The sequence below is a fragment of the Streptomyces sp. NPDC049879 genome (assembly GCF_044461265.1).
Taxonomy (GTDB): Bacteria; Actinomycetota; Actinomycetes; order Streptomycetales; family Streptomycetaceae; genus Streptomyces.
The window spans coordinates 637,063-663,184 of the sequence record NZ_JBITKT010000001.1; the positions used below are offsets into that span (position 1 = coordinate 637,063).

Below are 26,122 nucleotides of genomic sequence, written 5' to 3' on the forward strand. Positions count from 1 at the left end.
GCGGCGGCCCGTCGCCGGGAACACCCCCGCGTGCGCGGGGAAGAGCGGTGGTCATGGTCTCTCCTGTGTGGTCGTGGGGGAACACCCCCGCGTGCGCGGGGAAGAGGTGCCCCGGGTGATGGCTTCGCCGCCCGCCGCGGGAACACCCCCGCGTGCGCGGGGAAGAGAGTGAGTGACCTGCGTGTTTATCGCGGGCGGGGGTGGATTTTACTTATTTTGCCATTGCGGGAGCGGCTGGGTGTGGGTCCTGTCATGGGAGTGCTGTCACCGTTGCGTGGCGGTCGTAGAAGGCCAGGTGGTCTTTGATTGCTGACACCGCCGGGAGTGGATCGGGGTAGGTCCAGGCGATGTTGCGTGTCGGGTTCGTCGCGTCGCGCAGGGTCCAGTAGGTCGCCTCGCCCTTGAAGGGGCACGTCGTGCGCAGGTCCGAGGGGTCGAAGAGGTCGAGGCGTACGTCCGCCGGGGGGATGTACCAGCGGTCGGGGAGGCCTGTCTCCTTCAACAGCACGGGCTGTTGGGTCTCGGCGACGACCTGGCCGTTGACCTCCACGCGGATGTGCTGTTCGACCACCGCCGCCTCGACGTGGTGTCCGGCTGCCATGTGTCTCCCTTCCGGACCGGCCCCCGCCGGTCCGCGTCGATGCCATTGTCCCTCCGGCCACCAGGGCCGCGCTTGACCTCAAGAGCTGTTGAACTTGCAGCATCGTGTCCATGAGCGCAGACAACGCAGTGAACGCCGACGATCTCAAGGCCGTCACCGAGATCGTCGCCATCGTCGAGCGGACCCAGCGGGCGAAGGACCCCGAGGGCTTCCTCGCCCTCTTCCACCCGGACGCGCTGTGGACCACCGCGCACGGCAAGGTGCTGATCGGGCGCGACGCGATCGCCGAGTTCACGTGGGCCGTTCTGCCCAACTCGGACTGGGACGGCGCGGTGACGTACGAGGTGGCGCACACGCAGTACGTGCGGCCCGATGTGCTGGCCGTCAAGGTGCGGCAGGTCTACCACTCGGCGGACGGCGACAGCGAGGGCAGCCCGCTGTACGTGCTGACGCGTGCGGAGGACGGCCGCTGGCTGCTCACCGTGGGCCAGAACACCGAAGTGCACGCGTCGTGAGACAAGGGGGGGAACGAACCGATCGACACACCCGCTGGAGGAACCGCCTTGTCCCTTGAGATCCCGCTCGCCGACCGGGCCGAGATCGCCGACCGGTTCGCCCGCCTGGCCCGCCTGCTGGACGAGCGGCGGCACGACGACGCCGCCACCGTCTTCAGCGACGGCTTCAGGGGGCGCTCGCCGCACGGTGAACTGCGTGGCCTGGCCGAGTTGGTCGCGCTGCTGAAGGGGAGCGAGGTGGAGGGGGTCCGTACCCAGCACGTCCACGGTGACGTGCTGGTGGCAGGGACCGGGGACGCGGACCGCGCGTCGGCCGACGCGAACCAGCTCGTCTCCTTCTTCCGCGAGGGCGAGCCGCCGCACAAGGAGAGCGGGCTGCGCGTGGCCTGCACCGCCGAACGTACCGCCGAGGGCTGGCGGTTCGACGGCATGGAGGTCACGCTCCTCTGGACGCGGGACCACTGACGCACCCGCGCGGGCCGTCGGCATCGGCCATGCATGAGGGGCCCGTCAGCTCGCTGACGGGCCCTGCTTGTGCGCAGGTCGATGGCCCGGCACGGGCCGCGCCGTCACGGGCGCTGCGGCGCGAGCACGCTGCTCGCCGTCTTCACGCAGGTCTTCCGCGCGTTCGGCGAGCCAGTCGAGGTAAGGCTGAGGTGTGTCCGACGCCGGGGCACCGCACCACAGATCGGTGCTGCGCTCCAGCGTCCGGGCCAGCCCACTCGGGTCTGTCGGCCACGACCCTCTCCACGAGGACGAGAGCCGCGTCCGGCTCTGGCGGCCCGCCGGGCGTGAGGCGCCCGCGCCGTCCTGAAGGAGGGTGCGGGGCTGTCGCGTCGGGCCGTGACCAGTCCCCCCATATGTGCGGCCCGATGTGCCGGCCGTCACGGTGCGGCAGGTCCACCACTCGGCGGACGGCGACAGGGAGGGGTCGCCGTCGTACGTCATGACGCGGGCCGGGGACGGCCGTTGGCTGCTCGCCGTATGTCAGCACCGAAGCGCACGCGTCGTGAGACGTGGAGGAATCGCCTTGTCCCCTGGTATCCCGATCACCGGCCTGGTCGGAGGTGCCCGTAAGGACGCTGCCGCCAGCCGCGAACGGCGATGGTGGGTCCGCTGAACCTGGAGGGGCGGGGTGGTTCCGCCGTGTGCTGCGAGAGACGCCGAGGAGCCGCCCTTCGGGTCTGCGGCACGTTGCTGTTGACCCTCGACATGGTGGAGGGCACAGAGTGCTGGGTGTGGAGAGCGAGATGCGCAGTATCGGTGAGATGGCCCGGGACAGTGGGCTGAGCGTGAGCGCCCTGCGGTTCTACGACAAGGCCGGTGTGCTGGTCCCGGCCTGGGTGGACCCGGCGAGCAGCTACCGCTGGTACGCCGGTCCCGAGCAGCTTGAGGAGGCCCGGCTGCTGGCCCGGCTGCGCCGGACCGGTATGCCGTTGGCGGACATCCGGCTGGTGCTGGCCGGATGGTCCGGTGCGGACACCGATCTGGTGCGGAAGCTGCTCCAGGCGCATCTGCGCCGTCTGGAACTCGGGCTGTCCGATGCCCGCAACGAGTTCTCCACGATCCGAGCGCTACTCGAATGCAGGGAGAATCCCATGACCACGCTCCGCACCACGACCGTCCGGTCGGCTGTCCACGCACCCGCGCTGGCCGCCGCGCTGGACGCGGTCCGCTTCGCGGCCAGTACCGACCCGGAACTGCCGACGCTCGGGGGTGTCCTGTTCGACATCGAGGGCGACGCGCTCCGTGTCGTGGCCACCGACCGGTACCGGATGGCCGTGGCGCAGGCCGCCACCACCGGGCACGGCGGGCCCCGTGCGCAGGTCATCGTGCCGTCCCCGCTCGCCGACGCGATGCGGGCGCTGCTGACCGACGACGCGTCCGTCCAGCTCACGGTGGACGGTGACCGCGTGGCCTTGGAGACGGGGGACCGTCAGGTGGCCGGACAGTGCCTCGACCACGACTTCCCCGACTACCGTCGTCTCGTCCGCCTGCCGTCAGGGCGCCGTGCCCTTGTCGATGTCCCGGCCTTCCGGGAGATGCTGGAGACCGGCCCTGTGCGTGCGAGCGAGGTGCGCGAACAGGATGGGGTGCCCTGTGATCTCAGCCTGCTCAAGGTGGCGGCCGACGGCGTGGTGACCGTCTGCGAGGACGGTGACGACGGCCAGGACCCGATCGTCGCCGTCAACCGCGAGTTCCTGCTGGAGGCCCTCGCCGCCGGAGCCCGGGACCAACTGGTGCTGGAGTTCGGCGCCCCCACGGCGCCCCTGGCGATCCGCCGGACCGACACCGAGGACGCCTTCTCGATCCTGATGCCTGTCCGCCTGGAGGACTGACCGCTGGGGCGGGGGCTCGGACCCGGCTTCCGGGGCGCGGGGGTTGGGCGGCGTCGAGGGCGCGCGCCGCCGGTCGGCTGGCGCCGGGCCTTTCAGTCGGCCTTCGCGGTGGATCGTCGCGCACGATGACGTCCGGCGTGGCTGGTCGGGCGGGCTGTGGCGCAGGAGAGCCGCTGGGCGGGCGCGATCCGCTGCCGCCTCTCCTACGCTCCTGGCGGGGCGCCTTCCGAAGCCCAGGTGCGGAACAGCGCGAGGGCTTCGGTCAGGTTGCCGGGCCCGCAGGCGATGTGGAACGTTTTCTCCGCCGTCCAGACCGCCACCCAGTCGTGCTCGTCCCGGGTGACCTGCTGCCGCGGGCACGCCCGGTCCGCCAGGTCCGTGCCCTCCAGGCTGATCCCGGCGGTCCAGCCCGGGTTGTCGAGTGTGCCGATCGCCACGCCCCCTTCGTGTTCCCAGTCGCCGTCGCAGTGCGAGGCATACCAGTGCTGCAACCAGTCCAGGACGTGTCCGGCTTCCGACATGGCCGGAGATGGTAGGCGAGGCGGGCGTGGACCGCGAGAACCCGGTGCACCTTCCCGTCACAGCACTAGGCTGCCGCGGACGAGACCTGAGCAGATTGCGAGCCCGCATGGTGACGCGAGACCTCTTCAACGTCCGGCCGGTGCCCGCCGAGGGCGCGGTCGCGCCGCTGACCGAGGAGGAGGAACGGCGGTACGTGGCGCTGCTGTTCAAGGAACTCGGCGACACGATCGCCGACCAGGGCTGGGCGCGTTATCCGGCGTGGACGCGGGAGGACCGCCGTCGGCTCGTGGAGGTGGCGCGGCGGCTCAGCGACCACTGGGGGCGGGAGGTGTTCGTGGCGGCCGAGGACGAGAGCCGGCTGCGGCTCTGGCTCGCCGGGCACGAGGAGGCACCGGCGCGCTCCTGAAAGCGGCCCGCGCCCCGCCGTACCCCGGGCAGGTGGGGTACGGCGGGGCTGTCGCGTCAGGCCGCGACAGGGAGGGAGGTCCAGCGCTGGGCGTTGGTGCCGTTGCAGTCGTAGAGCTGGAGCTGCGTGCCGTCCACGGTGGTGGAGCCGGGGACGTCCACGCAGCGGCCCGAGATCGGGTTGCGGTAGCCGCCGTTGTAGACCTGCCACACCTGGTTGGCGCCGCCGGTGCAGTCCCACAACTGGAGTTGGGTGCCGTTCGCCGTGCCGTGGGCGTTCGCGTCGAGGCACTTGCCGACGGCGCGCAGCGTGCCGTCCGAGCGGAGCGTCCACCACTGGGCGGTGCTGGTGTTGCAGCTCCAGAGCTGGACGCGCGTGCCGTTGGCGCTGCTGGCGGCGTTCACGTCCATGCACTTGCCCGCGAGCGCGGAGCGGACCTGCCCGCCGGTGGCCACCGGCGGCTGGAGCCAGCCCGCGGCCTCGGCGGCGCGGATGCCGCCCTGGAACACGGTGGCCATCTTGCGGTAGCCGGAGTCGTTCGGGTGCAGCGCGTCGGCCAGGTCGGCGGTGGTGAGGCTGCTCATGTCGACATAGCGGACGTGGTGGCCCGCCTGCTGCTTCGCCGCGACGATGCCGGGGATCTGCTGGTTGAACGCGGCCCGGTACGTCTCCAGCGTCGGGCTGGTGGAGACGACGAGGGAGGCGACGATGACGGTCGCGTCCGGGGCGCCCCTGACGATCTGGTCGATGAGGGCGCTGAGGCGGGCGGGGGCGCCCGCCGGATCGTCGTTGTTGTTCAGGTCGTTGGTGCCGATCTCCAGGGTGACGACGTTGGGCCGGTAGCGGGCCAGGGAGGCGTCGATGATGGAGGCGATCTGGTTGATGCGCCAGCCGGAGTGGCCCTCGTTGTCGGGGTCGGCCATGTTGCCCGCGCGGGCGGTGCCGACGAAGTCGAGGGCGTGGCCGTCGGCGGCGAGGGCGTCCCAGAGGGGCGCGCGGTAGCCGTTGCCGGTGCTGCTGCCGACGCCGTCCGTGATGGAGTTGCCCAGGGGCATCAGGCGCAGCGGGGTGGGCGCGGCGGCCGCCGGGGGGTCGGCGGCGACGGCGGGGGCGGCGGTGCCCAAGGTGAGGCCGAGTATCGCCGCCGCGAGGGCGACGACAGCGGTCAGGAGCTTTTTGATCACCGATTCTCACCATTCGTGGTCAGGCCGGACGGCCCTGGCGGGTCGTTGCCGGTCAGGGTGGGGCCCACGGGCGCCGGGGGCGCGGGCGGGGGGACGGGCGTGCGGGGGGTGGACGCGGGGACGGGTGAACTGGGCGTGGCGGCAGGGCCGTTCAGGACGTGGAGTGACGGCGGTGTCGCTGTGCGGAACGTAGCACCCCACGCGGGCGCGTCAATCCCACGCGCACACAGAGAACAACAGTGCTGCGCCCGTGGGTCGAACACGCGCGCACGGACTCGCACACGCGCGCTCCGTTGCCGAGGGGGAAACTCGACTCTTGCCGGGTTGGAAAGTGGCGGCTAGTCTTTCCGGCATGGAAACAGACAGGGCACGTCCCACACCCGAGCAGGCGCGCGCGGCACTGGCCGAGGCGGAGCAGGTCAGCACGTCCACCGCCGCGCTGGCGGCCACCCCGTGGCCGACGTGGTTCGCGGCGACGCTGACGGTGTACCTGGCGGGGCTGCCGTTCGCCGTCGGCGGCGCCCTGGACGACTCCGACTGGCTGCTGCCCCACGCGCGGTGGGTGGCCGTGATGACGGCCGGAACCGCCCTGTTCCTGGCGCTGCTCGCCGTGGCCGCCAAGGGATGGCGGGAGAAGACGGGCGTCGCGCTGCGGACGGACGTGCTGCCGAGGCGGCTGCTGATCCCGCTGTTCACCGGCCTGCCGCTGGTGCTGCTGGGGGCGCCCGTGGCCTTCGCCGCCACCGGGCGGGCCGCCTGGCTGGTCGCGGCCTCCGTGATCGCCGCGGCCGTGTCGGTCGGCTACCACCGGGTGTTCGTCCGGATGCACCGGCGGGAGGGCGCGTGAGCGGCGACCCGCTGGAAGGGTTCGACGCCACGATCCACGCGCCGAACCGGCTGCGGATCTGCGCGCTGCTGGAGGCCGCGGAGGAGGCGGAGTTCGGGCTCGTGCAGCGGCAACTCGGGGTGTCGGCGTCGGTGTTGAGCAAGCACGTCACCGTGCTGACGGACGCGGGCTACGTCGGCCAGCGCAAGGCGGTCCGCGACACGCGCCAGCGGGTGTGGCTCCGCCTGACAGCGGAGGGACGACGGGCGTACCGGGCGCACATCGCGGCACTGCGCGCGATCGTGGACCCCCAGGACGCCCCCTCACCGACCGGGACTTGAGTGGCGGAAGGTTGGAGACTGGCCAGGTGAGCGGAGCGGATCACGACAAGGCGTACGCCGCGTGGCGGGGCGCACTCGACGTGCTGACGGCGGGCGCGGCCGAACTGTCGGAGTGGCAGAGCCGGCGTTTCGACTTCGCGTACCGGTTCGGCACGCTCCTGACCGTTGCGGACGGCGAGTACGGTGCGGTGCACGGGCCCGCCCTCTACGGGATCTCCCCGTCGGCGAGAGCCGCCACGTGGCCACCACCCTGCCGCCGGAACTGTGGGAGCGGGTGGTCGTCGTCCAGTGGCCGCGGCTCGTCGCGGACCTGTCCGACGCGGAACGCGAGCATGTACGGGCGTCCGGCCCGCACGCGGCCACCGTTCAACGCGCGCCGACGTACGGCCGACGGGAAGTGGCGGCTCCGACACCACGCACGGACGATCGCGAGGCTGGGCGAGTCGGTGCGCGCGGCGTGGCAGGAACTGGAGGACCTGCCCGTTACAGAGGCCGGCGGGGCTGTACTGCACACGCGCTCGGGGCGTGTCGTCGTTCCGCCGGAGATCTGACGGGCGTCACGGTGGCGACGGAGCCGTGAAGTCAGGGTGGGTGGCGGCGAAGTGCTCTGTCCTCGCGATGTACGCCACCAGTGACTCGCGGGAGCGGGCCAGGGTGTCGAGGCGGTCGTCGATGCCGTCGAGGCGTGTGCGCAGGGCGTCGAGCAGTTCGGGGCACGGGAGGAGGTCCGGGCTGTCGCCGGTCGCGCAGGGCAGCACGTACGCGATGTCCTGCGTCGACAGCCCCGCGTCGAGCAGCTTGCGGATCTGCGTGACGGTCCGCACCGCGTCCTCGCCGTACTCGCGGTAACCGCTCCTGCCACGCGCCGGTTTCAGCAGGCCCTGGGCCTCGTAGTAGCGGAGCTGGTGCGCGTTCACCCCGGTCCGTCCGCTCAACTCGCCGATCAGCACGGCCGTTCCCCCTTGACCTTCATACCGGTGTGAAGGCTGACGATTCTGCCACGCACACCCCCGTGGAAGGAGAACGCACGATGGGGAACCCCCGGGAGGCACACGCGGACGTGACGGTCATCGGGCTGGGCCTGATGGGACGGGCGCTGGCCGCCGCGTTCCTGCGCGCCGGACACCGCACGACCGTCTGGAACCGCACGGCGGACCGCGCCGCCGGACTCGTCGCGCAGGGCGCCGCGTTCGCGCCCACCGCACGCGACGCCGCCACGGCCGCGCCGCTCGTCGTCGTCTGCCTCGCCGACCACGACGCCGTCGGCCAGGTCATCGGCACGCTCGGCGACGCCCTCGACGGCCGGACCCTGCTCGACCTCACCTCCGGCACCCCCGCCCAGGCCCGCGCGACCGCCGCTCTGGCCGCCGCGCGCGGGGCGGCGGCGTACCTCGATGGCGGGATCATGGCCGTCCCGGCGGATGTCGGGACGCCCGGGGCGCGCGTCGTCTGCTGCGGGCCGCGCGCCGCGTACGAGCGCCACGCGCCGGCCCTCGCGAGCCTCGCCGGACAGACGGCGCACCTGGGCGAGGAGCACGGCACCGTCGCGCTGTACGAGCTGGCCGTGACGGCGGTGATGTGGAGCGCGCTGAGCGGGTTCCTCCAGGGCGCGGCGCTCCTCGGCGCGGCGGGCGTGGCGGCGGGGGCGTTCGTCCCGTTCGCGCGCGAGGGTGTCGAAGCCGTCGCCGGCTGGCTGCCCGGCTACGCGCGGCAGATCGAGGAGAACGCCTTCCCGGCGCACGACGTGACCGTCGGCACGCACCTCACGTCGGTGCGGAACCTGGTCCGGGAGAGCGAGGCGCTGGGTGTCGGCGGCGAACTGCCGCGGCTCATCGCCTCGTTCGCCGAACGCGCCGTGGCGGCCGGGCACGGGGGCGACGGCTACGCGGCGCTGATCGGGCAGTTCGGCGGACGCGCCCGTACGGAGCAGGCCGCGGAATAAGCGGAGCGGGGTGCGGAATTGACTGCCGACATGACCACCACTTCGTTCGATCCGCGTACGCTGCTCGCCGCCAGCCGCCTCGGCGTCCTCGCGACGATCAAGGCGGACGGCCGCCCCCAGCTGTCGCCCGTCCAGCCCTACTACGACCCGGAGTCCCAGCTCCTCTACGTCTCGATGACCGAGGGGCGCGCCAAGACCGCCAACCTCCGGCGCGACCCCCGCGCCACCCTGGAGGTCACCCGCCCCGACGGCATGGCCTGGGCCACCGCAGAGGGCACCGCCACGCTCGTCGGGCCAGGCACCGACCCGCAAGGGCCCGAGGTCGAGGCGCTGGTGGACTACTACCGGCGCGCCGCCGGGGAGCACCCCGACTGGGACGAGTACCGCTCGGTGATGGTGGCCGACCGGCGGGTCCTGATGGTGATGCCCGTCGAGCACGTCTACGGCGCCGCGATCGGCTGACCCCGGCCCGCGACCTGCCCTGCTCTGCCCTGCCCCGGCCCGGACCGCCGCGCCCGTCAGACGGGGCAGGTCGCGTACTCCCTGACGATGCCGGTCGCCTCCCGCCCGGCCGCCTCGTACGGCAGGCCGCGCAGCTCGGTCAGCCGCGCCACGACGTCGCCCACCCACTCGGGGTCGCCGAGGCGGTCGGCCGCCCCGGCCTTGACGGCGATGGGGAAGAGGTGGCCGGCGAGGTAGATGTCCTTGTGGTCGTACTCGCGCCGGTGGTGGGAGTAGCCCACGGTCCAGTACTCGTACGGGTCGCGCAGCAGGCCCGCCATCGAGCAGGCGGAGGGGCCGCCGACCGGGCCGGCGGCGCTCGCGCCGTTCAGCATCCCCAGGGGGCGCGCGGCGAGCCAGGTGCGCCGGGTCGCGCGCAGGTGGAGGACCCGGAAGCGGGGCCACGGGATCAGCGTCCGGGTCTCCTGCGGCCCCGGTCTGCGGTGTTCGAGACCCGCGTCGGCGAGGACGAAGCAGGAACCGCCCGCCCGTTTCAGATCTCCGACGACCCACCGGCCGCCGGACAGTTCCAGCGGCCCCAAGCGCGTGCTCATGAGTTCCTCGATCGTACGTGCGTGATACGAACCCGGATAGTAACGCCACTGCCCGGCGTCGTGGACCTCGGAACTCCCTGGTGGACGCGGGAGTTGAGGCGTCCCGTTCGCCCCGGGACGTCCGTTGTGGCGGGGCTGCCTACAGTGGTGCGATGCCACTGGTGGAGATCACGTACGCGCCCCACGCCGATGAGTCGTTGCTGCTTCAACTGCGTTCTGTACTGCCGCACTTGGTGTCACTGGCCGTGGAGTGTCCCGAGGAGCCGTACGACGGGGATCTGCAACCGGGCGACGTCGACCTCCGGTTCCGCCCGCGCGGGCCGCTGGACGGCGGTGGTCTCGATGTTGTGATCGAAGTGCGTTCCAAGTGGTACGAGAGCCGGGCCGCCGACCGGCAGCGGCGTGTGGACCAGCTCCACGAACGGATCGGCGCCGCCACGGGGTTGGCGGACTTCGGCGTCTACCTGTCCCTGCCGGTGGCGGCCTGGGCGCAGGGGGACTGAGCGGCGGCACGGGGGTGATTCGGCCTGGGCCGAAGGTCGTTGCCCGGCGACCCGTCGCGCGCGGAGTATCTGACGGGCGGGCCGGCCGGGCAGGGGGGAGCCGGTCGGCCCGTGGGACCCGATGGACGACGGAGGGAAGACAGAGGATGTCGCTTCGCACGAAAGCAGCCGCCGCGGCGGTGGCCCTGGCCCTCGGCGGGAGCGTGGCCGTCTCCGCCACACCCGCCTCGGCGAACGCGAGCGGTGGCGTGGTGCACGGCACCGGCGTCGCCTGGGACGACTGGAACGACGAGGGCCCCATCTCGCAGTCGTCGTACGCGCACAGCAATGTCGCCGCCATGTGGCAGGCGATCCTGTGGGCCGACGGGCAGTTGTCCTCCACCGCCGCCATCGACTGCCGGTTCGGCCCGGCGACCGCCGCCGCCACCAGGACGTGGCAGGCCAACCACGGCACGGCCAGCGACGGCATCGTGGGGTCGGACACACTGGCCCGCGCCAGTGGGCAGCTCTCCGGGACACCGGGATCGGGAAACCGGATCTCCTACGAGGGCAGGGCGTCCGGCCGGTACGTCACCTTCACCCGCACCGACGACGGGCGTTGGGGGATGTACGTCGGCAACGACCTGCGGACCCTCTGGTACACCGAAGCCACCTTCTCCGCCTGCGCCTGACACGCGGCGGCCCCCGGGCGCGGCCCCGCCTCCTACCCCCAAGGGAGACGGGGCCGTTCCGCGTCAGCGGTCCGCCGTGCCGGAGGGGGCGTTGAGGACGGCCACGCCGAGCGGAGTGGTGCTGTGGAGCACCGAGTTGCGGGACCGGACGGTGCGGATCAGCCCGGCAGTGCGCAGGGACGTCGCGTGCTCGCTGGCCGTGGAGGACGCGATGCCGGTGAGGGCGGCCAGCTCCTTGGTGGAGCAGCCGGGGTGCCCCGCGATCGTGTGGAGCACGGCCGCGCGGGTCGGGCCGAGCAGCGAGGCCAGGGGCGAACGGGCCCCGGCCGGTGGCTCGTTCACCCGCGGCCCGCCGACGCTCATGGGATAGCGCAGGATGGGCTGCGGGCGGGCGTGGTCGTCCACGCCGGGCCCGATGGCCCCGAAAGCCGACGGGACGAGCAGCAGCCCGCGACCCCCGAGGTGGAGGTCACCCTCGAAACCGGACAGCAGCGAGACCGCCAGGACGGGCGGGTCCCAGCGGATGCGCCGGGGGTCCAGCGAGGCCAGGAGGTGTGCCATGCCGCCGGTGAGCGCCTGCTGTGTCCGGACGCCCCGGTCGGCCGCCGCCGCGTCGGCGATGCGGGTCCACCGGCGGGACAGCAGCACGGCGTAGACGTGGTCGAGGCTTTCGTAGAGCCGCCGCCGCAGCTCGGCGCTGGCCACCAAGTCCTCGGTCCAGGACGGCAGTCGGCGCTGCCGCGCCAGGCGGGCCAGGTCCGTGTCGATCTCGGAACGCGGCGTGGCGCGCACCCGTTCCAGCGTCTCGCGGGGGCTGTCCGTCCCGGCCGACGTGAGGAACGCGGGCGCGCAGCCGGCGGGCGGGATCAGGTCGAAGACCATGCGGGCCCCGGGCCCGAGGTCCGCGAGCGCGGCACGCCGCCACGCGCTCACGCGCGACGGGTGACCGTCACGCTGCAACAGGCGCACGGCGGCACCGAGTTCCTGCAACGGCGACGGTGGGGCCAGGCGGGTGCGCGCCAGGTCCTCGACTGTGAAATGGATGCGATACACCATGTTCCCCTCCGAGCCCCCGACCGGCACAGTGCACTGGGCAATGCTGCGGGAACGCCCGCGCCCCGTACAGGCGGATACCGGCCGTGGCGGCGGGGGCGGAAGTGGCGCGTATGGCCGCCCTCCTGGCCCCAGACCGGCAGCGCTGTCCGCGCGGGCCTGCTGGTTGAATGGGCGCCCTGTGTCCCGGCCCGGGACCGCAGGAAGCCTGGGCCACCCCTGCAAGGGAAGTGCCCGTGAACGACACGACACCCCCGGGCCCCGCCGGAGTGCTGCGTCCGGAGGTTCTGCGCGAACTGGAACGCCTGCGAGGCACAGTGCCCGACGACTTCGCGCCACGCGACGGGTGGACCGTCACGACACCGATCGGCGAACGGCTGCTCCCGGCCGACATCCAGGCCCTGCTCTCGACCGACTGGCCCGACGCCCACGTCCTCCTCGACGAGGACGGCATCGGGACGATCGAGTACCCGATGCCGCTCGAAATCGAGGAAGAGGACGGGCCACGGGGACGGGCGTGGCTCTTCATCGCCATGACCAGCACCCAGTTCTACTGGCTGGTGGACCTCGACGAGGCCGGGACGGGCGACCCCCCGGTCCGCGTCATCGACCACGACTGGGATGAAGAGGAGGGAATTCCCGACCCCGATCCCCTGTCGCGGATGCTCGGGGAACTGGAGGCCGTGCCAGCGCCGTCCGCGGAGGACCTCTTCCCGCGAGCCTGCGCGCTCGGGGACATCGTGGCTGTCCGGGAGGCTCTGGCCGGGACACCGGCGCTCGGGCCGCTGAACGACTCGGGGCTCACCCCCATGCACCTGGCCGTCGTCGGCCGTTCCGCCGCTGTCGTGCGCGCCCTGGCCGAAGCCGGCGCCGACCCGGGCGCGGCCCTCCGCGAGACCTACCGGATTCCCTGGACATACCGGCACCCGCGACGGCACTGCCCCGACTTCGGGGACGTGAACGCCGGAACCACCCCGCTGCACCTGGCTCTCACCCCGCGCCTCCGCGTCAAGTCCGCGCCGGACATCGCGCCGGACATCATCGAGGCGCTCCTCGCCACGGGCGCGGACCCCAACGCGCCCGACGAGCACGGCCGCACACCGCTCCACGACGCGGTCACCGCCGACGGCCCGGACGCGCTCGCGGCCGTCCGGCTCCTCGTAACGGCCGGTGGCGACCCCGACGCGCACATGGAACACCCGACGCGCCTGCGCCGCCCGGTCAGATCGCATACGCCCCTGACCATCGCCCGTGAACTCGGCCGCACCGAAGCGGCCGACCTGCTGGAGAACGCCCGGACAACCCCGTGAGGGGACGGTGGCGGCGGCCTTCGCCGGCCGGCGGGGCAGGACACCGGACATGTCGGCGATCTGCTGGGCTCGCGCGGCGGCGAGCCCGTCGTCGGTGTCCTCCACGATCGACTCGCGCCTCAACTCAGCGGGCAACGGACAGCGTTCCGGACATCGACCGACCCTGGTGATGAGTTTTCGCGACCGCACCCGTCACATGGATGACCGGACAGGGCGAGACGGAGGGATGACGTGATGCGTGCGGACACGATGCCTGAGGAACTGGGTACGAGCGGGCCGGGCGAGGCCGACGAGTCGGGGTTCTCGGGGCTGGCCGAGCGGCACCGGCGGGAGCTGCACGTCCACTGCTACCGGATGCTCGGGTCGTTCGAGGACGCCGAGGACACCGTGCAGGAGGCGTTCCTGCGCGCCTGGCAGCGGCGGGAGACCTTCGAGGGGCGGTCGACGTTCCGGGCCTGGCTCTACCGCATCGCCACCAACGCCTGCCTGGACCTGCTCGCCAAGCGCCGCCCCGAGCCCGCGACCGGCGGCGAGGCGCGGTGGCTGCAGCCCTACCCTGACCGGCTGCTCGACGAACTGCCCGCGGGCGACGCGGACGAGCCGGAGACCGTCGCCGTCGCGCGGGAGACGATCGAGCTGGCGTACCTGGTCGCGGTCCAGCACCTCGCGCCGCGCCCGCGGGCCGCGCTGATCCTGCGGGACGTGCTCGGCTGGTCGGCGAAGGGCGTCGCGGAACTCCTCGGCGACTCCGTCAACTCCGTGAACAGCGCGCTGCAGCGCGCCCGGGCCGGGATGCGGGAGCACCTGCCCGCGGAGCGGCAGGACTGGACCGGCGGGGAGGAGGACGCCACCCTGCGTGAACTGGTGCGCCGCTACGCCGAGGCCAGCGTGGCCACGGACGTCAGGGCGCTCGCCTCGATGCTGCGGGACGACGTCCGCTTCTCGATGCCGCCCACGCCCGGCCTGTACGTCGGCCGCGACGCGGTGGTGACGTTCCTGACCGAGAGCGGCTTCGAGGGCATGACCGGTCTGCGCGCCGTTCCCACCTCGGTGAACAGGCAGCCCGCCCTGGCGTTCTACCTCTGGCGGCGGGCCGAGGGCGCGTACCTGCCGCTGACGATCGACGTCCTGCGCGTCACCGGCGGGGCGATCACCGAGATCACCACGTTCCACGACGACCGGTTCCCGCGGCTCGGACTCCCGGAGCGCCTGCCGGCCGACGGCACCGAGTGAACCCGGTACGAACGCTCGCGCTGCGCGCCGGCGCACGCATCGCCGTGATCGTGGAGGAACCGCGTTCCGGCTCCGCGGCACCGGCGTCCGCGCCCGGCGCGACCCGACTGTCACACGGCCGAAGTGCGGGCTCGTCACTCCGCCCGGAAGCCAGGTCTTCACCGCATACGGAAGGGAACGGCATGAACAGTACGAAGGAAACGGCCGCCGTGACCCACCCGGGCACCGTCCGCACCGGCCATCCCCACCGGTTCCGCCGCCTCGTCGGCACCGGCTTCCTCGCCACGTTCGCCGCCGCGGCGGCCACCACCCTCGCCGCCGCGCTCGCCCGGGCCGTCGGCGCCGACTTCGAGGTTCATGGTGGCGAGACCATCCCGCTGTCCGGCATCGCCGTCGTGACCGGCTTCTTCTCGGCCGTGGGCATCGTCATCGCCGCCGCCCTGCTGCGCCTGAGCGCCCGCCCCGCCGAGCGCTTCGTGTGGACGGCCATGTCGCTGACCGCCGTCTCGCTGGTCCCGCCCCTTCTCGCCGGGGCGACCACGGCCACCACCACCGCCCTCGTCGGGCTCCACCTCGTCCCCGCAGCGGTGATGATCCCCGTCCTGGCGCGGAGTCTGGCATCCGAACGGATTGACGGACCCTGACGGACATCTCCGTCGCCGGTGCCTTGGCCCGGTCCTCCACCAGCTCCACAGGGCCGACCTCCCCGTCGACGCCCACCGGTGTCCGGCACGCCACCGCGTCCCCGGGCGACCAATTCCGGTGCATCGGCCTGGGGAGAGGCCGGGTGCGAAGCGACGGGAGGGGCAGAAGGCCGACGGTTTCCCGGGGTGGGGGGGCGTGCGCCGTCGTGTGGTGGATGCGCCCCGAGCGACCGTTGTGCACTCCGTGCGCCTCTGGTGGTGGCCGTGACGCAGTGTTAGCTTTGTGTAGCCATGTGAACGCGGAGCGTGGCGGGGTCGAAGGGGGCAGGGAGATGGGCGACTTCACGGGACCCGTGCGGGTCATCGGTGTGGAGGACGAGGCGTACCGGCGGGTCTTCGAGGCGTTCCTCGCCGGGACGGACGAGAAGGCGGCCGCGCACCCGTACCTGACGGACATCGTGACCGCGCTGCCCGAGCGCGGCGTATGGGTGGACGCCGGTGCGGGCGAGGGGGCGACCACGCGCCACCTGGCGCCGTACTTCGGGGCGACCGTCGCGATCGAGCCGGGGGAGCACCTGCGGGCGCGGCTGCGGGAGGTCTGCCCGGCCGCCGTGATCGTGACCGATCCCGTCCTGCGGGCGGGGCTCGACCTGCGGGCGGACTTCGCGCTCCTCTCGCACGTCCTCTACTACGTGCCGCCGCAGGAGTGGCGCGAGACCGTGCTGCGGCTGCTCGGCTGGGTCAGACCGGGGCGTGAACTGGTCGTCATGCTCCAGGACCCGGACGACGACTGCATGAGCATGGTGCGGCACTTCACCGGCGTGCGCATGGACCTCGCCGCCCTCGCGGAGGAACTGGCCGCGTCCGGCGAGGGGATCGTGGGCGACCTCACCCGCGACAAGCTGCCCGCGACCTACCGGGCCGCCAAGGAGGAGACGGCGCTCGCGGTCGCCGAGTTCATGCTGAACGTGCCGCAGCTCGCCCTCATGGAGAAGCGGCCGGACCGGGAGGAGCTGGCGGAGTACGTCAGGAGCCGGCACGCGCAGCCGGGCGGCGGCTACGCCATCGGGCACTCCAGCGATGTCCTCCGCGTGCGCCGCGCGGCGGGGCCGGGGTGGGAGGAGGAACGCATGGCGTGACGGGCGGCGTTCCGCGTGCACGGGCGGGAGTGCGGGGCCGGGGCGGTAGCATCCCGGGCGTAGCGCAACGGACCCGACGCCCGAGGAGAGCACGAACGCCATGCCGGGAGAGCCGCAGGCCGACTGCCTGTTCTGCAAGATCGTCGCCGGAGACGTCCCGGCCACGATCGTCCGGGAGACGGACACCACCGTCGCCTTCCGCGACATCAACCCCCAGGCGCCCACGCACGTCCTAGTGATCCCCCGGGCGCACTACCCGGACGCCGCCGCGCTGGCCGCCGCGTCGCCGCAGATCCTGGCGGACGTCGTGCGCGAGGCGCACCAGGTGGCCGTGGACGACAAGGTGCTCGACTCCGGGTACCGGATCGTCTTCAACACCGGCAGCGGCGCGGGCCAGACCGTCTTCCACACGCACGCGCACGTCCTCGGCGGACGCGGCCTGGAGTGGCCTCCCGGGTGACACCCGGGGGCGGACAGCCCAGGCCCCCGGGGAGCGCGACGCGTCCCCGGGGGCCTGGCGTCAGACGCGTTCGCCTGTGCCTATGTGGATCGAGCGGCTTCCGCTGCACAGGAGGTTCTTGCCGTTGGCGCCCTCCCGGACGCAGACGGAGAGCGTCACGATCCCCGTCTCCTTCATGTTGTAGTTGCAGCTGACGGTGCGGTCGTTGGCCCCATACGCGTTGTGGCACTCGCCGCTGCGGCCGTAGTTCGTCTTCCAGACGCCGACCGCCCGCGCACCGCCCGCGTAGAGGTCGCGGACGGTGACCATGTCGCCGTAGTGGTAGAAGCACGCTTCACCGAGCGCGGTACCGCCGTCCTCGCTCCAGACGGTCACGCACTGGTAGACCGGGGCGGCGGACGCGGGGGACGCGGCCAGGCCGGTGGCGAGGACGGCGGCGCTGGAGGCGGCGAGGGTGAGGCGCTTGAGAAAGCCCACGGGAAGCCTTTCACAGGAGTCGAGTGATCACAGGCGACGCTCTCACGATGATCATGGAGCGCCGCGGGGCACTGTGCCCCGGAGATGTGGCAGGAGCAGAGGCGGATCGGCCCCGGGGAAGCGCGGGGCGTCCTCCCGGGGCCGGGCCGTCAGAGTCTCGCGCCGCTGCCTATGTGCACATAGGCGTGCGGGCTGCAGCTGATGGGCTGGCCCGTGGCACCCTTCTGCGTACAGACGGAGAAGGACACGACTCCCGTCTCCTTCATGTCGTAGTTGCAGGTGACGGTGCGGTCGTTGGCCCCGTAGGCGTTGTGGCACTCGCCGCTGCGGTCGTAGTCCGTGTGCCACTCGGCGACGACCCGCGCGCCGTCCGACGCGTGGTCCTCGACGGTGAAGATGTCTCCGTAGTGGAAGAAGCACCCCTCGCCGAGGTCGGAGCCGGTCCCGCTGCGCACCGTCATGCAGACGGAAGCGGGAAGGGCGGACGCGGGAGAGGCGCCGAGGCCGATGGCGAGGAGGACCGCGCCGGAGACAGCGAGAGCGAGGCGCTTGAGGAAGCCCATGGAAAGCCTTTCGCGGAGAAGCGGAGGGATGCGAGCGGCACGTGGCGGATCATCCGGACGCGGCGCAGGAGCACTATGCATGAGATGTATCCACGAGCAAAGAGAGAGGGGCGAAGTGTCTCCCCGTGAGCTGATTGTCCTGGGCACCGCGAGCCAAGTCCCCACGCGCCACCGCAATCACAACGGTTACGCCCTGCGCTGGGACGACGAGACGATCCTCTTCGACCCGGGCGAGGGCACCCAGCGGCAGATGACGCTCGCCGGGGTCACCGCGCACTCCCTCACCCGCGTCTGCGTCACCCACTTCCACGGCGACCACTCGCTCGGCCTCTCCGGCGTCCTCCAGCGGATCAGCCTCGACAAGGTGCCGCACCCCGTGCACGCCCACTACCCGGCGAGCGGCGAACGGTACTTCGAGCGGCTCAGGTACTCCACCGCCTACCACGAGACGGCCCGCATCGAGCCGCGCCCCGTCGCGGACGACGGCGAACTGACCGGCGGCACCGCCCCGTTCACCCTCACCGCCCACCGCCTGTCGCACCCCGTGGACTGCTTCGGCTACCGCCTCACCGAGCCGGACGGCGTCCGCATGCTCCCCGCCCGGCTCGCCGAACACGGCGTCACCGGCCCCGACGTCGGACGCCTCCAGCGCGACGGCCGACTGCGCGGCGTCACGCTGGCCGAGGTCAGCGAGACCAGGCGCGGGCAGCGGTTCGCCTTCGTGATGGACACGCGGCTGTGCGACGGCGTGTACGCCCTCGCCGAGGGCTGCGACATGCTCGTGATCGAGTCCACCTTCCTCGACGCGGACGCGGCGCTCGCCCACGAGTACGGGCACCTGACCGCCGCGCAGGCGGCCCGCGTCGCGGCCGACGCGGGCGTACGCCACCTCGTCCTGACGCACTTCTCCCAGCGCTACACCGACCCCGAGGCCTTCACCCGCGAAGCACGCGACGCGGGCTACGAAGGCGAACTGACCGTCGCCGAAGACCTGATGCGCGTCCCCGTCCCCCACCGCAGGGCCAACCCGCCTGTCACGCAGCCGACTTGACGCACGGCATACCGTAGCCGGAACGGATTCGCGGCGCCGTGGCCGCGCGGGGCACGAGGGGGAGACCGGGTGACAGGGTTCGCAGGCGCGACAAGGCCGCTCCAGCCGCAGGACCCGAGGGAGGTGTCCGGCTACCCCCTGCGCGGGCGGATCGGCTCCGGCGGCATGGGCACGGTCTACCTCTCCGAGACGCGGGGCAGGCGCCCCGTCGCGCTCAAGGTGGTGAACGCGCAGCTGGCGGAGGACCCGCTGTTCCGGCGGCGCTTCGAGCAGGAGGTCGGCGCGGCCCAGCGCGTACGCGGCCGTTACCTGGTGCCCGTGCTGGACAGCGACACGGACGGCCCCCTGCCCTGGGTCGCCACGGCGTACGTGCCGGGCCCCTCCCTCGCCGCGGCGGTGGCCGCGCACGGGCCGCTCCCGCCGGACGCGGCGGTACGGCTGACGGCCGGCATCGCGCAGGCCCTCGACGCCGTCCACTCCGCCGGAGTGGTCCACCGCGACCTGAAGCCGGGCAACGTGATGCTCGCCGCGGACGGGCCCGCCGTCATCGACTTCGGCATCGCCCGCGCCGCCGACGCGACCTCCCTCACGGGCACGGACATCCGCGTCGGCACCCCGGCGTTCATGGCGCCCGAGCAGATCGAGGGCGGCGCGCCGCCGACCCCGGCGGTGGACGTGTTCGCGCTCGGGCTGACGGTCCACATCGCCGCGACCGGCACCCACCCGTTCGGCGAGGGCGCGGCGACCGCCCTGCTCTACCGGATCGTCAACGGGCGGCCCGACCTGTCCGCCTGCCCGCCACCGCTGCGCGAGCTGATCGGCCGCTGCCTGGCGCGCGAACCGGAGGCGCGGCCGACACCGCAGGGCATCGTGGCGGCGTGCCGCGAGCTGGGCGCGGCCCTGGAGCTGGGCGACCCGATGCCCACGACAGGCTGGCTGCCCGCCACCCACACCACCGTCACCGCTCCCCACGCCCCCGCCCCCGATGCCTCGCCCTATACCGCCACTAACGTCGCGGGCGCCGCGCGCGGTCCCGCCCCGGGGGCATGGGGTCCCGGCGGTACTTCGCCCGACGCCAAGGCGCCCCCGCGGCCCCCGCACGTCCCGCCGCAGGTGATGTCGGCCCCCTCCGCCTCACCCCTCACCCCGTACCCCGGCGGCGCCGGGGCCTGGACGGCGGCCCGCCCCGCGACGGCGGAGCCCGGCGGCGGCACCACGAAAGCGGCGGCGACGCTGGCACTGCTGACCGTCCCGGGGATGCTGTTCGTCCTCTACATCGCCATCGAGTTCCTCCGGAACTCCCTCGGCCCGCCCGATGTGATCCAGGCGAACATGGCGCTGGGAGCGGCGGTGACGGCCGTCCTCGTATGGGGCGCGGTGCTGCTGCGCAGGGGCTCGGAAGCAGGGCGCCGGACCGTCGCGGTGGCGGCCGGGCTGGCGGCACTGCAAGCGCTCAGCTTCGGGGCGCAGTTCTTCCTGACGGGCGGCGACCTCGACTACGAGATACGCGGCTCGCTGCCGTCGTACGCGGTGATCGTCTTCGTCGTCTCCCCGCTGACGGCGCTCCCCGCGCTCGCCGCCACGGTCCTGGCGCTCCTCCCGGCCACCAGACGCTGGTGCCGCGCTCCCGTCAGCCCCGGCTGAAGGTCTCGGACGGTACGCCGTTGACCGTCGTGCCGCCCTGCTGCCAGTTGACCGCGATCTGCTCCAGGAAGGCGGCGGGGAAGTCCAGGTCCGGCGCGGTGAGCCCGTCGAGTTCCGCCAGGTCCTCGTCGGGGATCGTCACGTCGAGGGAGGCCAGGTTCGACTCCAGCTGGTCCACGCGGCGAGCCCCGATGATCGTGGAGGTGACGGGCGCCTGCTGCCGCACCCAGGCCAGCGACACCGCGGCCACCGTCGTGCCGAGACGCGAGCTGACGCGCTGGAGCGCGTCCAGCACGTCGAAGGTGCGGTCGGTCAGGTGGGCGGCGGCCATCGCGCCGCGCCCGGAACCGGACGGCTCCGGGTTCTCCCGGCTGTACTTGCCCGACAGCACGCCGGACGCGAGCGGGCTCCACGGCGTGACGCCCAGGCCCAGCTCCCGCGCGGCGCCGAACAGTTCGCCCTCCACCGTGCGCCGCAGCAGCGAGTACTCCACCTGGATGGCCGCCACCGGCGCCCAGCCGCGGAACTCGGCGATCGTCGCCGCCCTCGTCACCGCCCAGGCCGGGGTGTCGGACAGGCCGACGTACCGCACCTTGCCCGCGCGCACCAGGTCGTCCAGCGTGGCGGCGGTCTCCTCCAGCGGGGTGTGGCGGTCCCAGTTGTGCTGCCAGTACAGGTCGATGTAGTCGGTGCCGAGCCGCTCCAGGGAGGCGTGGACCTGGTGCAGGATCGCCTTGCGGCCCGCGCCGCCGCCGTTGGGGTCGCCCGGGTGCATGTTCCCGGCGAACTTGGTCGCGATGACGAGGCGGTCCCGCAGCCCCGGGTGGGCGCGCAGGTACTCGCCGACGACCCGTTCGGAGCGGCCCTCGGTGTAGCCGTTGGCGGAGTCCAGGAAGTTGCCGCCCCCGTCCAGGTAGCGGTCGATGATGGCGGCCGACGTCTCGTCGTCGGCTCCCCAGCTGGGGTCGCCGAACGTCATGGTCCCCAGGGCGAGCGGGCTCACGCGCAGACCGGTGCGGCCCAGGGTGCGGTAGTGGTCGAGTGACGCCAAGGCGGTTCCTTCGTCGATTCCGGGAAGCGGTTCCGCTGGCATGGTGCGGCATATGTCCCGTACGGGGCGGGAGGCGGTGTCCCGCGTGTGTCGGGCGGGCATGGGGCGGCGCCCGCACCCCGGGTGGGGGTGCGGGCGCCGTGGTGGTGCTGCTGGGGTTTTCTGCGGCTCTGTCTCGTCAGTAGGCGCTGTTGACGTTGTCCATGGAGCCGTAGCGGTCGGCGGCGTAGTTACAGGCGGCGGCTATGTTGGCGACCGGGTCGTAGATGTTCTCGCTGGTGCCGTTGACGTGGTACTGCTCGAACGTCGGCTCGATGACCTGGAGGAGGCCCTTGGACGGAATGTTCTTGTGGGCGTTGGTGTCCCACAGGTTGATCGTCAGGGGGTCACCGCTGGACTCGCGCATCAGGTTGCGGTGGATGCCCTCGTAGGAGCCGGGAATCCCGTTGTCCTTCATGACGTCCAGGGCTTCCTTGATCCACTTGTCGATGTCCTGCGCGGAGGCGGGCTTGGCCTTGGGCTGGTCCTCACGCGGGATCGGGATCACGCTGCCGTCCGCGCGGAACTGGGCGCCACGGCCCGGGTCCTCCGCCGGAGCACGCTCGGGCTGCGCCTCGGCGACAGGCTTGTCGTCCTTCGCCTCGGGCTTGTCCGGCTTGGCCGTGTCAGCACCGCTGTCGCTGTCCGTGTCGCCGCTGTGCGTGGGCGCGGTGTGGGCCTGGGCGCGGTCGGTGGGGGTGAAGGCGGTGGGGGAGACCGTCTGTTCGGCGGTCTTCGTGACGTGCTGCGTGGTTTCGTCCGCGCTGGCGTGGGGGGCGAGGGTGGCGGTGAGGGCTGCGCCGGTGGCCAGGATGCCCGCCAGGGTGCCCTTGCGGGTGATGCGGAGGGTGCCGTTGGTGGCGGTCATGGTGTCTACCTCGTTCCTCATGGGGCGGTGCCCGCGAACCGGGCGGAGGGGGAAGAGAAAGGGGGGCCGCATCGTGCGACGTGGCCCAGTGTGGAGACTGGCGCCGAAGTGCCGCAAAGCAGTGCAATACGACCCCGCCTCGTAGCAGGAGCCGTCACCCGGCCGCCGTCTCCGGAGGGCCCGGGCCACATCCGGAGCGGCGCACCGGTGGGGGCTACGGTCGCGCTTCGTAGATGACGAAGGTCCCTGTGCCGGGCCTCACTCCCGGCCCCTTCCGGGCTCACGCTGCGGATCGGCACCTGTGACGCTGCGCAACGGCGACGGGGGGTCCGGGAGTTGACAGCGGCCACGGTCCGCATCCGCGTCCACCACACTGCGTTGAGAACCGGGACACCCCGAGCACCGCACGGCGGCACCCCACCGGGATGCCGCCACGCGCCTCGTGCTTCCCCTGTCCGGCCCTTCCCCTCTTATGGGTTTTATGGGGTCCCTCCGGGCCTCGTGGGGCTGTGCGCAGGCTTCAGGAGCCGGCCCCCGCCGCCACGGGCACGGCCTCGCCCAGGCGCGGGAAGTCGGTGTAACCCTCCGCACCACCCCCGTACAGGCCGCTGCCGCGCTGCGGGTTCAGGGGCGCCCCCTCCGCGATACGCCGGGGCAGGTCGGGGTTCGCGAGGAAGAGCCTCCCGAAGGCGTACACGTCCGCGAGGCCCGCCCGTACCGCCTCCTCGGCACGCCGCACGCCGCCGGGCTCCGCGCCGCCGTCGTACGTCGCCACCAGGGTGCCGCTCCAGCGGGGGCGCAGGTCCGCGAGGGCGGGGTACGGCCCGGACTCCACCACGTGCAGGTACGCGAGGCCCAGGCCGTCCAGGGCGCCGAGGAGGCGCCGGTGGCGCGCGGCGGGGTCGGACTCGACGGCGCCGAGGTCGCCGCTGCCGGGGGAGACGCGCAGGGCGGTGCGCTCCGGGCCGATCGCGGCGGCGACGGCCTCCGTCACCTCCACGGCGAAGCGCACGCGGTCGGCGTACGCGTCGGTGCGGAGGTTGGCGCTGTCGGAGAGGAACTGCGAGCCGAGGTAGCCGTACGCGGCGCTGATCTCGACCCCGTCGAAACCCGCCTCCACCGCGTGCCGGGCGGCGGCCGCGTGGGCGGTGACGATCTCCGCGATCTCCGCCGCCGACAGCGCGCGCGGGACCACGTACTCCCGCTTCCCGGAGGCGGTGTGGATCAGCCCCTCCGGGACGGCGACGGCGGAGGGGGCGACCGGCTGCTCGCCGCCGAGTATCTCCGGGTGGCTGACGCGGCCGACGTGCCACAGCTGCGCGAAGATCCGGCCGCCCGCCGCGTGGACCGCGCCGGTCACGCGGCGCCAGCCCGCGACGTGCTCGGGCCCGGTCAGGCCGGGGACGCCGGGGCCGCCCTTGCCGAGGCGGTGGGGCCATATGCCCTCGGTGACGACGAGCCCGGCGCTGGCGCGCTGGGCGTAGTACTCGGCCATGAGGGGGGTGGGGGTGCCGGTGGCGTCGTCGGCGCGGGAGCGGGTCATGGCGGCCATGGCGACGCGGTTGGGGAGGTGCAGGGCATGGGTGCGGTGCGGGCGGAGCAGGGGGGATTCCATGGCGGGGTTCCTCGTTTCTCTGCGGGTGCTCTTCTGGAGTGGAGATGCATGTACCTGCAATGCAGAGTCATGCATATATCGAGGGATGAGGGATGAACGGGGTGGTCGGGGGAGTGGCGTCAGGTGGGGAGGCGGAGGCGCCTTGTCAGGGCCGCCAGCTCCCGGTCGGTGGAGGCGGCGGCCTCGTCCAGGGCGCCGGAGAGGGTGGCCTCGTAGACGGGGAGCGCCCGCGCCTGGCGTTCGCGCCCCGCGTCGGTGATCCCCAGGTAGACCCCGCGCCGGTCACCGGCGCAGTGGCAGCGCTCGGCGAGTCCGGCCCGTTCGAGCCTGCCCGCGAGCCGGGAGACCGTGCTCTGGTTCAGCCCCACGAGGTCGGCGACCTCCTGCATGCGCAGCTCTCCGTCGGAGGAGGCGGCCAGGTGGCACAGGGCGCGGAACTCGGACAGGCCCAGCGCGGAGTCGCGGTGCAGTGCCTCGGCGAGGCGCTGTTCGACACGGCTGTGCAGCATGATCAGGCGCGTCCAGTGGTCGCTGTCGGCGTGGGTCATGCGTCACCTCCCTGTCCCGTGGGTCTTCGGGGAGCATACATGTGACAGCATTATTTGCATACTCATGGATCTGTCGCCCGCGCTCAGGCGGGCGGCTGCGGCAGCGCCCCCGCGCGGTCCAGGACGCGGGCCGCCGCGTTCACCGAGTCCACCAGCGGATGCAGCGCCAGCGCCCGCAGCGCGGCGGCGCGCGAGCCCGTCACGGCCGCCTCGATCGTCGCCCGCTCCACCGCCTTCACCTGCAGCATCAGCCCCGTCTCGGCCAGCCCCGGCGTGACGGTCGGGACCGGGTGGGCGCCGAGTCCGTCCACGTCGCAGACCGTCTCGACGATGGCGTGGCCCGGCAGTTCGGGGACGGTGCCGTTGTTGCGGACGTTCAGGATCAGGCGCGTGCGCCGGTCCCCGGCGATGGCGCGCATCAGGGCGAGCGCCACCCGCTCGTACCCCCCGCCCTCCAGATCCTCGGCGTCACGCGGCCGCTCGTCGCCGCCCGCCGCGCGGGCCTCGGCGCCGTACGTCTCCTCCCGCTCGCGGCGGATCCGCTCCCACAGCGCCGGCGCGCCCGCCGGATCGCGCGCCGCCTCCGCGAAGAACGCGCTCTGCTGCCGGTGCAGGAACTCGCCCCGCGTCCGGTCGGCCGCGAGCGCCGCCGCCCGCGTCTCCCGCGCGAAGTAGTAGTAGTGGAGGTACTCGTTCGGCAGCGCGCCCAGCGCACGCAGCCAGCGCGCGCCGAACAGCCTGCCCTCCTCGAACGACGCGAGCGCCGCGTCGTCCGCCAACAAGCCGGGCAGCAGGTCACGCCCCTTGTGGGTGAGCGTCAGCAGCCAGCCCAGGTGGTTCAGCCCGACATAGCTGAACCCGACCTCGTCAGGCTCGGCCCCCGCCGCGCGGGCCGCCCGGCGCACCAGGCCCACCGGCGAGTCGCAGATGCCGATGACGCGGTGCCCCAGCCGCGTCGCCATCGCCTCCGTCACCATGCCCGCCGGATTGGTGAAGTTCACGACCCACGCCTCCGGCGCCACCGCCAGCACGCGATCGGCCAGGCGCAGGGCCGCCGGGATGGTGCGCAGCCCGTACAGCACCCCGCCCGCACCCACCGTCTCCTGGCCGAGGACACCCTCGGCCAGCGGCGCCCGTTCGTCCCCGACCCGGCCCGCCGTGCCCCCGGCGCGCAGGGCGCTGAACACGAAGTCCGTGCCGCGCAGCGCGTCGTCGAGATCCCCCGCCACCCGCACGGCCGGCGGGTCCGGCAGGCCCGCCTCCGAGGCCTCCTCCGCCTGCCGCGCCAGGACGGACGCGATGACGCGGGCACGCAGCGGGTCGGTGTCGTAGAGCGTCACCTCGGTGCAGCGCGCGTCGCCGGTGGCCGTCTGTGTCAGTAGCGCCCGGTATACCAGGGGTACGCGGAAGCCTCCGCCGCCGATGATCGTGAGCCTCATGGGCCGGAACGTACCGTAGGAGAGAGGGCCGACCATGATCGGGAGCACAGCATGACCGGACGCACAGCATGACCGGGAGCACG

The 26,122-nt window shown here is 73.0% G+C and carries 30 protein-coding genes and 1 CRISPR repeat array (1 of these 31 cut by a window edge); of the genes, 17 read left to right on the top strand and 13 right to left on the bottom strand.

Annotation, left to right across the window (positions count from 1 at the left end; genetic code table 11):
* A CRISPR array of direct repeats spans positions 1 to 167; the repeat unit is 29 nt; unit sequence GGGAACACCCCCGCGTGCGCGGGGAAGAG (it extends 534 nt beyond the left edge of the window).
* An 83-nt stretch (positions 168 to 250) separates the two neighbouring features.
* Positions 251 to 601: a DUF427 domain-containing protein gene (locus tag ACIBPC_RS02910; RefSeq protein WP_398840832.1), complete on the bottom strand. Its 351-nt coding sequence runs from the start codon at positions 599 to 601 to the stop codon at positions 251 to 253.
* A gap of 110 nt (positions 602 to 711) precedes the next feature.
* Here ACIBPC_RS02910 and ACIBPC_RS02915 point away from each other — a divergent pair, with 110 nt between their 5' ends.
* The 3 genes from ACIBPC_RS02915 (at position 712) to ACIBPC_RS02925 (ending at position 3,455) form a co-directional block, all read left to right on the top strand.
* A complete protein-coding gene (locus ACIBPC_RS02915) occupies positions 712 to 1,116 on the top strand; it encodes an SgcJ/EcaC family oxidoreductase (RefSeq protein ID WP_362955684.1) in 405 nt (134 codons plus the stop codon).
* Between the two features lie 48 nt (positions 1,117 to 1,164).
* Complete coding sequence (locus ACIBPC_RS02920; RefSeq protein ID WP_398840834.1) at positions 1,165 to 1,581, top strand: nuclear transport factor 2 family protein; 417 nt, start codon at positions 1,165 to 1,167, stop codon at positions 1,579 to 1,581.
* Between the two features lie 785 nt (positions 1,582 to 2,366).
* Complete coding sequence (locus ACIBPC_RS02925) at positions 2,367 to 3,455, top strand: MerR family transcriptional regulator (protein WP_398840836.1); 1,089 nt, start codon at positions 2,367 to 2,369, stop codon at positions 3,453 to 3,455.
* Positions 3,456 to 3,658: 203 nt separating this feature from the next.
* On the opposite strand, the gene ACIBPC_RS02930 is transcribed toward ACIBPC_RS02925, so the two are convergent.
* Positions 3,659 to 3,976, bottom strand: a complete 318-nt coding sequence (locus ACIBPC_RS02930; RefSeq protein ID WP_398840838.1) for an immunity 53 family protein — start codon at positions 3,974 to 3,976, stop codon at positions 3,659 to 3,661.
* Between the two features lie 107 nt (positions 3,977 to 4,083).
* On the opposite strand from ACIBPC_RS02930, the gene ACIBPC_RS02935 reads away from it, so the two are divergent.
* Entirely contained in the window at positions 4,084 to 4,383 is a 300-nt protein-coding gene (locus tag ACIBPC_RS02935; protein ID WP_398840840.1) for a hypothetical protein, read from the top strand.
* A gap of 56 nt (positions 4,384 to 4,439) precedes the next feature.
* Here the strand turns inward: ACIBPC_RS02935 and ACIBPC_RS02940 are convergent, their stop codons facing one another.
* Entirely contained in the window at positions 4,440 to 5,564 is a 1,125-nt protein-coding gene (locus ACIBPC_RS02940; RefSeq protein ID WP_398841756.1) for a ricin-type beta-trefoil lectin domain protein, read from the bottom strand.
* 355 nt (positions 5,565 to 5,919) lie between these two features.
* On the opposite strand from ACIBPC_RS02940, the gene ACIBPC_RS02945 reads away from it, so the two are divergent.
* Entirely contained in the window at positions 5,920 to 6,414 is a 495-nt protein-coding gene (locus ACIBPC_RS02945) for a hypothetical protein (protein WP_398840842.1), read from the top strand.
* Positions 6,411 to 6,734 carry a transcriptional regulator gene (locus tag ACIBPC_RS02950; protein ID WP_398840843.1) on the top strand — a complete coding sequence of 108 codons (324 nt, stop codon included), beginning with the start codon at positions 6,411 to 6,413 and terminating at the stop codon, positions 6,732 to 6,734. Before ACIBPC_RS02945 ends, ACIBPC_RS02950 begins: the two co-directional genes overlap by 4 nt.
* 557 nt (positions 6,735 to 7,291) lie before the next feature.
* Here ACIBPC_RS02950 and ACIBPC_RS02955 read toward each other — a convergent pair.
* Positions 7,292 to 7,684, bottom strand: a complete 393-nt coding sequence (locus tag ACIBPC_RS02955; protein ID WP_398840845.1) for a MerR family transcriptional regulator — start codon at positions 7,682 to 7,684, stop codon at positions 7,292 to 7,294.
* A gap of 80 nt (positions 7,685 to 7,764) precedes the next feature.
* Between ACIBPC_RS02955 and ACIBPC_RS02960 the strand changes: the two genes are divergently transcribed.
* Positions 7,765 to 8,676, top strand: a complete 912-nt coding sequence (locus ACIBPC_RS02960) for an NAD(P)-dependent oxidoreductase (protein WP_398840846.1) — start codon at positions 7,765 to 7,767, stop codon at positions 8,674 to 8,676.
* 30 nt (positions 8,677 to 8,706) lie between these two features.
* The gene (locus ACIBPC_RS02965) at positions 8,707 to 9,138 is read left to right on the top strand and encodes a PPOX class F420-dependent oxidoreductase (protein ID WP_362955725.1); all 432 of its coding nucleotides are present in this window, start codon (positions 8,707 to 8,709) and stop codon (positions 9,136 to 9,138) included.
* 56 nt (positions 9,139 to 9,194) lie between these two features.
* Here ACIBPC_RS02965 and ACIBPC_RS02970 read toward each other — a convergent pair whose 3' ends face one another.
* Entirely contained in the window at positions 9,195 to 9,731 is a 537-nt protein-coding gene (locus ACIBPC_RS02970) for a hypothetical protein (RefSeq protein WP_362955727.1), read from the bottom strand.
* 152 nt (positions 9,732 to 9,883) lie between these two features.
* Here ACIBPC_RS02970 and ACIBPC_RS02975 point away from each other — a divergent pair, with 152 nt between their 5' ends.
* Together ACIBPC_RS02975 and ACIBPC_RS02980 are read left to right on the top strand one after the other, a co-directional pair.
* Positions 9,884 to 10,234, top strand: coding sequence for a hypothetical protein (locus tag ACIBPC_RS02975; RefSeq protein WP_398840848.1), 351 nt, complete (start codon positions 9,884 to 9,886; stop codon positions 10,232 to 10,234).
* A 146-nt stretch (positions 10,235 to 10,380) separates the two neighbouring features.
* Positions 10,381 to 10,905, top strand: a complete 525-nt coding sequence (locus tag ACIBPC_RS02980) for a peptidoglycan-binding protein (protein WP_398840850.1) — start codon at positions 10,381 to 10,383, stop codon at positions 10,903 to 10,905.
* A gap of 63 nt (positions 10,906 to 10,968) precedes the next feature.
* Here the strand turns inward: ACIBPC_RS02980 and ACIBPC_RS02985 are convergent, their stop codons facing one another.
* The gene (locus tag ACIBPC_RS02985) at positions 10,969 to 11,961 is read right to left on the bottom strand and encodes a winged helix-turn-helix domain-containing protein (RefSeq protein ID WP_398840852.1); all 993 of its coding nucleotides are present in this window, start codon (positions 11,959 to 11,961) and stop codon (positions 10,969 to 10,971) included.
* A gap of 233 nt (positions 11,962 to 12,194) precedes the next feature.
* Between ACIBPC_RS02985 and ACIBPC_RS02990 the strand changes: the two genes are divergently transcribed.
* The 5 genes from ACIBPC_RS02990 (at position 12,195) to ACIBPC_RS03010 (ending at position 16,744) form a co-directional block, all read left to right on the top strand.
* Entirely contained in the window at positions 12,195 to 13,268 is a 1,074-nt protein-coding gene (locus ACIBPC_RS02990; protein ID WP_398840854.1) for an ankyrin repeat domain-containing protein, read from the top strand.
* A 234-nt stretch (positions 13,269 to 13,502) separates the two neighbouring features.
* Entirely contained in the window at positions 13,503 to 14,501 is a 999-nt protein-coding gene (locus ACIBPC_RS02995) for an RNA polymerase subunit sigma-70 (protein ID WP_398840856.1), read from the top strand.
* Positions 14,502 to 14,683: 182 nt separating this feature from the next.
* Entirely contained in the window at positions 14,684 to 15,145 is a 462-nt protein-coding gene (locus tag ACIBPC_RS03000; RefSeq protein ID WP_398840857.1) for a DUF6069 family protein, read from the top strand.
* A 332-nt stretch (positions 15,146 to 15,477) separates the two neighbouring features.
* The gene (locus tag ACIBPC_RS03005) at positions 15,478 to 16,284 is read left to right on the top strand and encodes a methyltransferase domain-containing protein (RefSeq protein ID WP_398840859.1); all 807 of its coding nucleotides are present in this window, start codon (positions 15,478 to 15,480) and stop codon (positions 16,282 to 16,284) included.
* Positions 16,285 to 16,384: 100 nt separating this feature from the next.
* Positions 16,385 to 16,744 (top strand): histidine triad nucleotide-binding protein, encoded by a 360-nt coding sequence (locus tag ACIBPC_RS03010; protein WP_398840861.1) that lies wholly within the window; start codon positions 16,385 to 16,387, stop codon positions 16,742 to 16,744.
* A 60-nt stretch (positions 16,745 to 16,804) separates the two neighbouring features.
* Here ACIBPC_RS03010 and ACIBPC_RS03015 read toward each other — a convergent pair whose 3' ends face one another.
* Together ACIBPC_RS03015 and ACIBPC_RS03020 are read right to left on the bottom strand one after the other, a co-directional pair.
* Positions 16,805 to 17,221: a hypothetical protein gene (locus ACIBPC_RS03015; protein WP_398840863.1), complete on the bottom strand. Its 417-nt coding sequence runs from the start codon at positions 17,219 to 17,221 to the stop codon at positions 16,805 to 16,807.
* 149 nt (positions 17,222 to 17,370) lie between these two features.
* Positions 17,371 to 17,784: a hypothetical protein gene (locus tag ACIBPC_RS03020; RefSeq protein ID WP_398840864.1), complete on the bottom strand. Its 414-nt coding sequence runs from the start codon at positions 17,782 to 17,784 to the stop codon at positions 17,371 to 17,373.
* A gap of 115 nt (positions 17,785 to 17,899) precedes the next feature.
* On the opposite strand from ACIBPC_RS03020, the gene ACIBPC_RS03025 reads away from it, so the two are divergent.
* Positions 17,900 to 18,835 carry a ribonuclease Z gene (locus tag ACIBPC_RS03025; protein ID WP_398840865.1) on the top strand — a complete coding sequence of 312 codons (936 nt, stop codon included), beginning with the start codon at positions 17,900 to 17,902 and terminating at the stop codon, positions 18,833 to 18,835.
* A 69-nt stretch (positions 18,836 to 18,904) separates the two neighbouring features.
* Positions 18,905 to 20,479 (top strand): protein kinase, encoded by a 1,575-nt coding sequence (locus tag ACIBPC_RS03030; protein WP_398840867.1) that lies wholly within the window; start codon positions 18,905 to 18,907, stop codon positions 20,477 to 20,479.
* On the opposite strand, the gene ACIBPC_RS03035 is transcribed toward ACIBPC_RS03030, so the two are convergent.
* From ACIBPC_RS03035 to ACIBPC_RS03055, 5 genes are all read right to left on the bottom strand, one after another.
* On the bottom strand, positions 20,466 to 21,530 hold the full coding sequence (locus tag ACIBPC_RS03035; protein ID WP_398840869.1) for an aldo/keto reductase: 1,065 nt from the start codon (positions 21,528 to 21,530) through the stop codon (positions 20,466 to 20,468). The genes ACIBPC_RS03030 and ACIBPC_RS03035 overlap by 14 nt on opposite strands.
* A 178-nt stretch (positions 21,531 to 21,708) precedes the next feature.
* Positions 21,709 to 22,437 carry a transglycosylase SLT domain-containing protein gene (locus tag ACIBPC_RS03040; protein WP_398840870.1) on the bottom strand — a complete coding sequence of 243 codons (729 nt, stop codon included), beginning with the start codon at positions 22,435 to 22,437 and terminating at the stop codon, positions 21,709 to 21,711.
* 520 nt (positions 22,438 to 22,957) lie between these two features.
* On the bottom strand, positions 22,958 to 24,052 hold the full coding sequence (locus ACIBPC_RS03045) for an alkene reductase (RefSeq protein WP_398840871.1): 1,095 nt from the start codon (positions 24,050 to 24,052) through the stop codon (positions 22,958 to 22,960).
* 119 nt (positions 24,053 to 24,171) lie between these two features.
* Positions 24,172 to 24,600, bottom strand: a complete 429-nt coding sequence (locus tag ACIBPC_RS03050) for a MarR family transcriptional regulator (RefSeq protein WP_362955771.1) — start codon at positions 24,598 to 24,600, stop codon at positions 24,172 to 24,174.
* An 83-nt stretch (positions 24,601 to 24,683) separates the two neighbouring features.
* Entirely contained in the window at positions 24,684 to 26,039 is a 1,356-nt protein-coding gene (locus tag ACIBPC_RS03055) for a 6-phospho-beta-glucosidase (protein ID WP_398840873.1), read from the bottom strand.
* Positions 26,040 to 26,122 lie beyond the last annotated feature (83 nt).

Excerpts from the sequence above, each read along its gene's own strand:
- ACIBPC_RS02910 (WP_398840832.1), bottom strand. The coding sequence starts at position 601 with ATGGCAGCCGGACACCACGTCGAGGCGGCGGTGGTCGAACAGCACATC.
- ACIBPC_RS02915 (WP_362955684.1), top strand. The coding sequence starts at position 712 with ATGAGCGCAGACAACGCAGTGAACGCCGACGATCTCAAGGCCGTCACC.
- ACIBPC_RS02925 (WP_398840836.1), top strand. The coding sequence starts at position 2,367 with ATGCGCAGTATCGGTGAGATGGCCCGGGACAGTGGGCTGAGCGTGAGC.
- ACIBPC_RS02930 (WP_398840838.1), bottom strand. The coding sequence starts at position 3,976 with ATGTCGGAAGCCGGACACGTCCTGGACTGGTTGCAGCACTGGTATGCC.
- ACIBPC_RS02935 (WP_398840840.1), top strand. The coding sequence starts at position 4,084 with ATGGTGACGCGAGACCTCTTCAACGTCCGGCCGGTGCCCGCCGAGGGC.
- ACIBPC_RS02945 (WP_398840842.1), top strand. The coding sequence starts at position 5,920 with ATGGAAACAGACAGGGCACGTCCCACACCCGAGCAGGCGCGCGCGGCA.
- ACIBPC_RS02960 (WP_398840846.1), top strand. The coding sequence starts at position 7,765 with ATGGGGAACCCCCGGGAGGCACACGCGGACGTGACGGTCATCGGGCTG.
- ACIBPC_RS02965 (WP_362955725.1), top strand. The coding sequence starts at position 8,707 with ATGACCACCACTTCGTTCGATCCGCGTACGCTGCTCGCCGCCAGCCGC.
- ACIBPC_RS02970 (WP_362955727.1), bottom strand. The coding sequence starts at position 9,731 with ATGAGCACGCGCTTGGGGCCGCTGGAACTGTCCGGCGGCCGGTGGGTC.
- ACIBPC_RS02975 (WP_398840848.1), top strand. The coding sequence starts at position 9,884 with ATGCCACTGGTGGAGATCACGTACGCGCCCCACGCCGATGAGTCGTTG.
- ACIBPC_RS02980 (WP_398840850.1), top strand. The coding sequence starts at position 10,381 with ATGTCGCTTCGCACGAAAGCAGCCGCCGCGGCGGTGGCCCTGGCCCTC.
- ACIBPC_RS02985 (WP_398840852.1), bottom strand. The coding sequence starts at position 11,961 with ATGGTGTATCGCATCCATTTCACAGTCGAGGACCTGGCGCGCACCCGC.
- ACIBPC_RS02995 (WP_398840856.1), top strand. The coding sequence starts at position 13,503 with ATGCGTGCGGACACGATGCCTGAGGAACTGGGTACGAGCGGGCCGGGC.
- ACIBPC_RS03000 (WP_398840857.1), top strand. The coding sequence starts at position 14,684 with ATGAACAGTACGAAGGAAACGGCCGCCGTGACCCACCCGGGCACCGTC.
- ACIBPC_RS03005 (WP_398840859.1), top strand. The coding sequence starts at position 15,478 with ATGGGCGACTTCACGGGACCCGTGCGGGTCATCGGTGTGGAGGACGAG.
- ACIBPC_RS03010 (WP_398840861.1), top strand. The coding sequence starts at position 16,385 with ATGCCGGGAGAGCCGCAGGCCGACTGCCTGTTCTGCAAGATCGTCGCC.
- ACIBPC_RS03020 (WP_398840864.1), bottom strand. The coding sequence starts at position 17,784 with ATGGGCTTCCTCAAGCGCCTCGCTCTCGCTGTCTCCGGCGCGGTCCTC.
- ACIBPC_RS03040 (WP_398840870.1), bottom strand. The coding sequence starts at position 22,437 with ATGACCGCCACCAACGGCACCCTCCGCATCACCCGCAAGGGCACCCTG.
- ACIBPC_RS03045 (WP_398840871.1), bottom strand. The coding sequence starts at position 24,052 with ATGGAATCCCCCCTGCTCCGCCCGCACCGCACCCATGCCCTGCACCTC.
- ACIBPC_RS03050 (WP_362955771.1), bottom strand. The coding sequence starts at position 24,600 with ATGACCCACGCCGACAGCGACCACTGGACGCGCCTGATCATGCTGCAC.
- ACIBPC_RS03055 (WP_398840873.1), bottom strand. The coding sequence starts at position 26,039 with ATGAGGCTCACGATCATCGGCGGCGGAGGCTTCCGCGTACCCCTGGTA.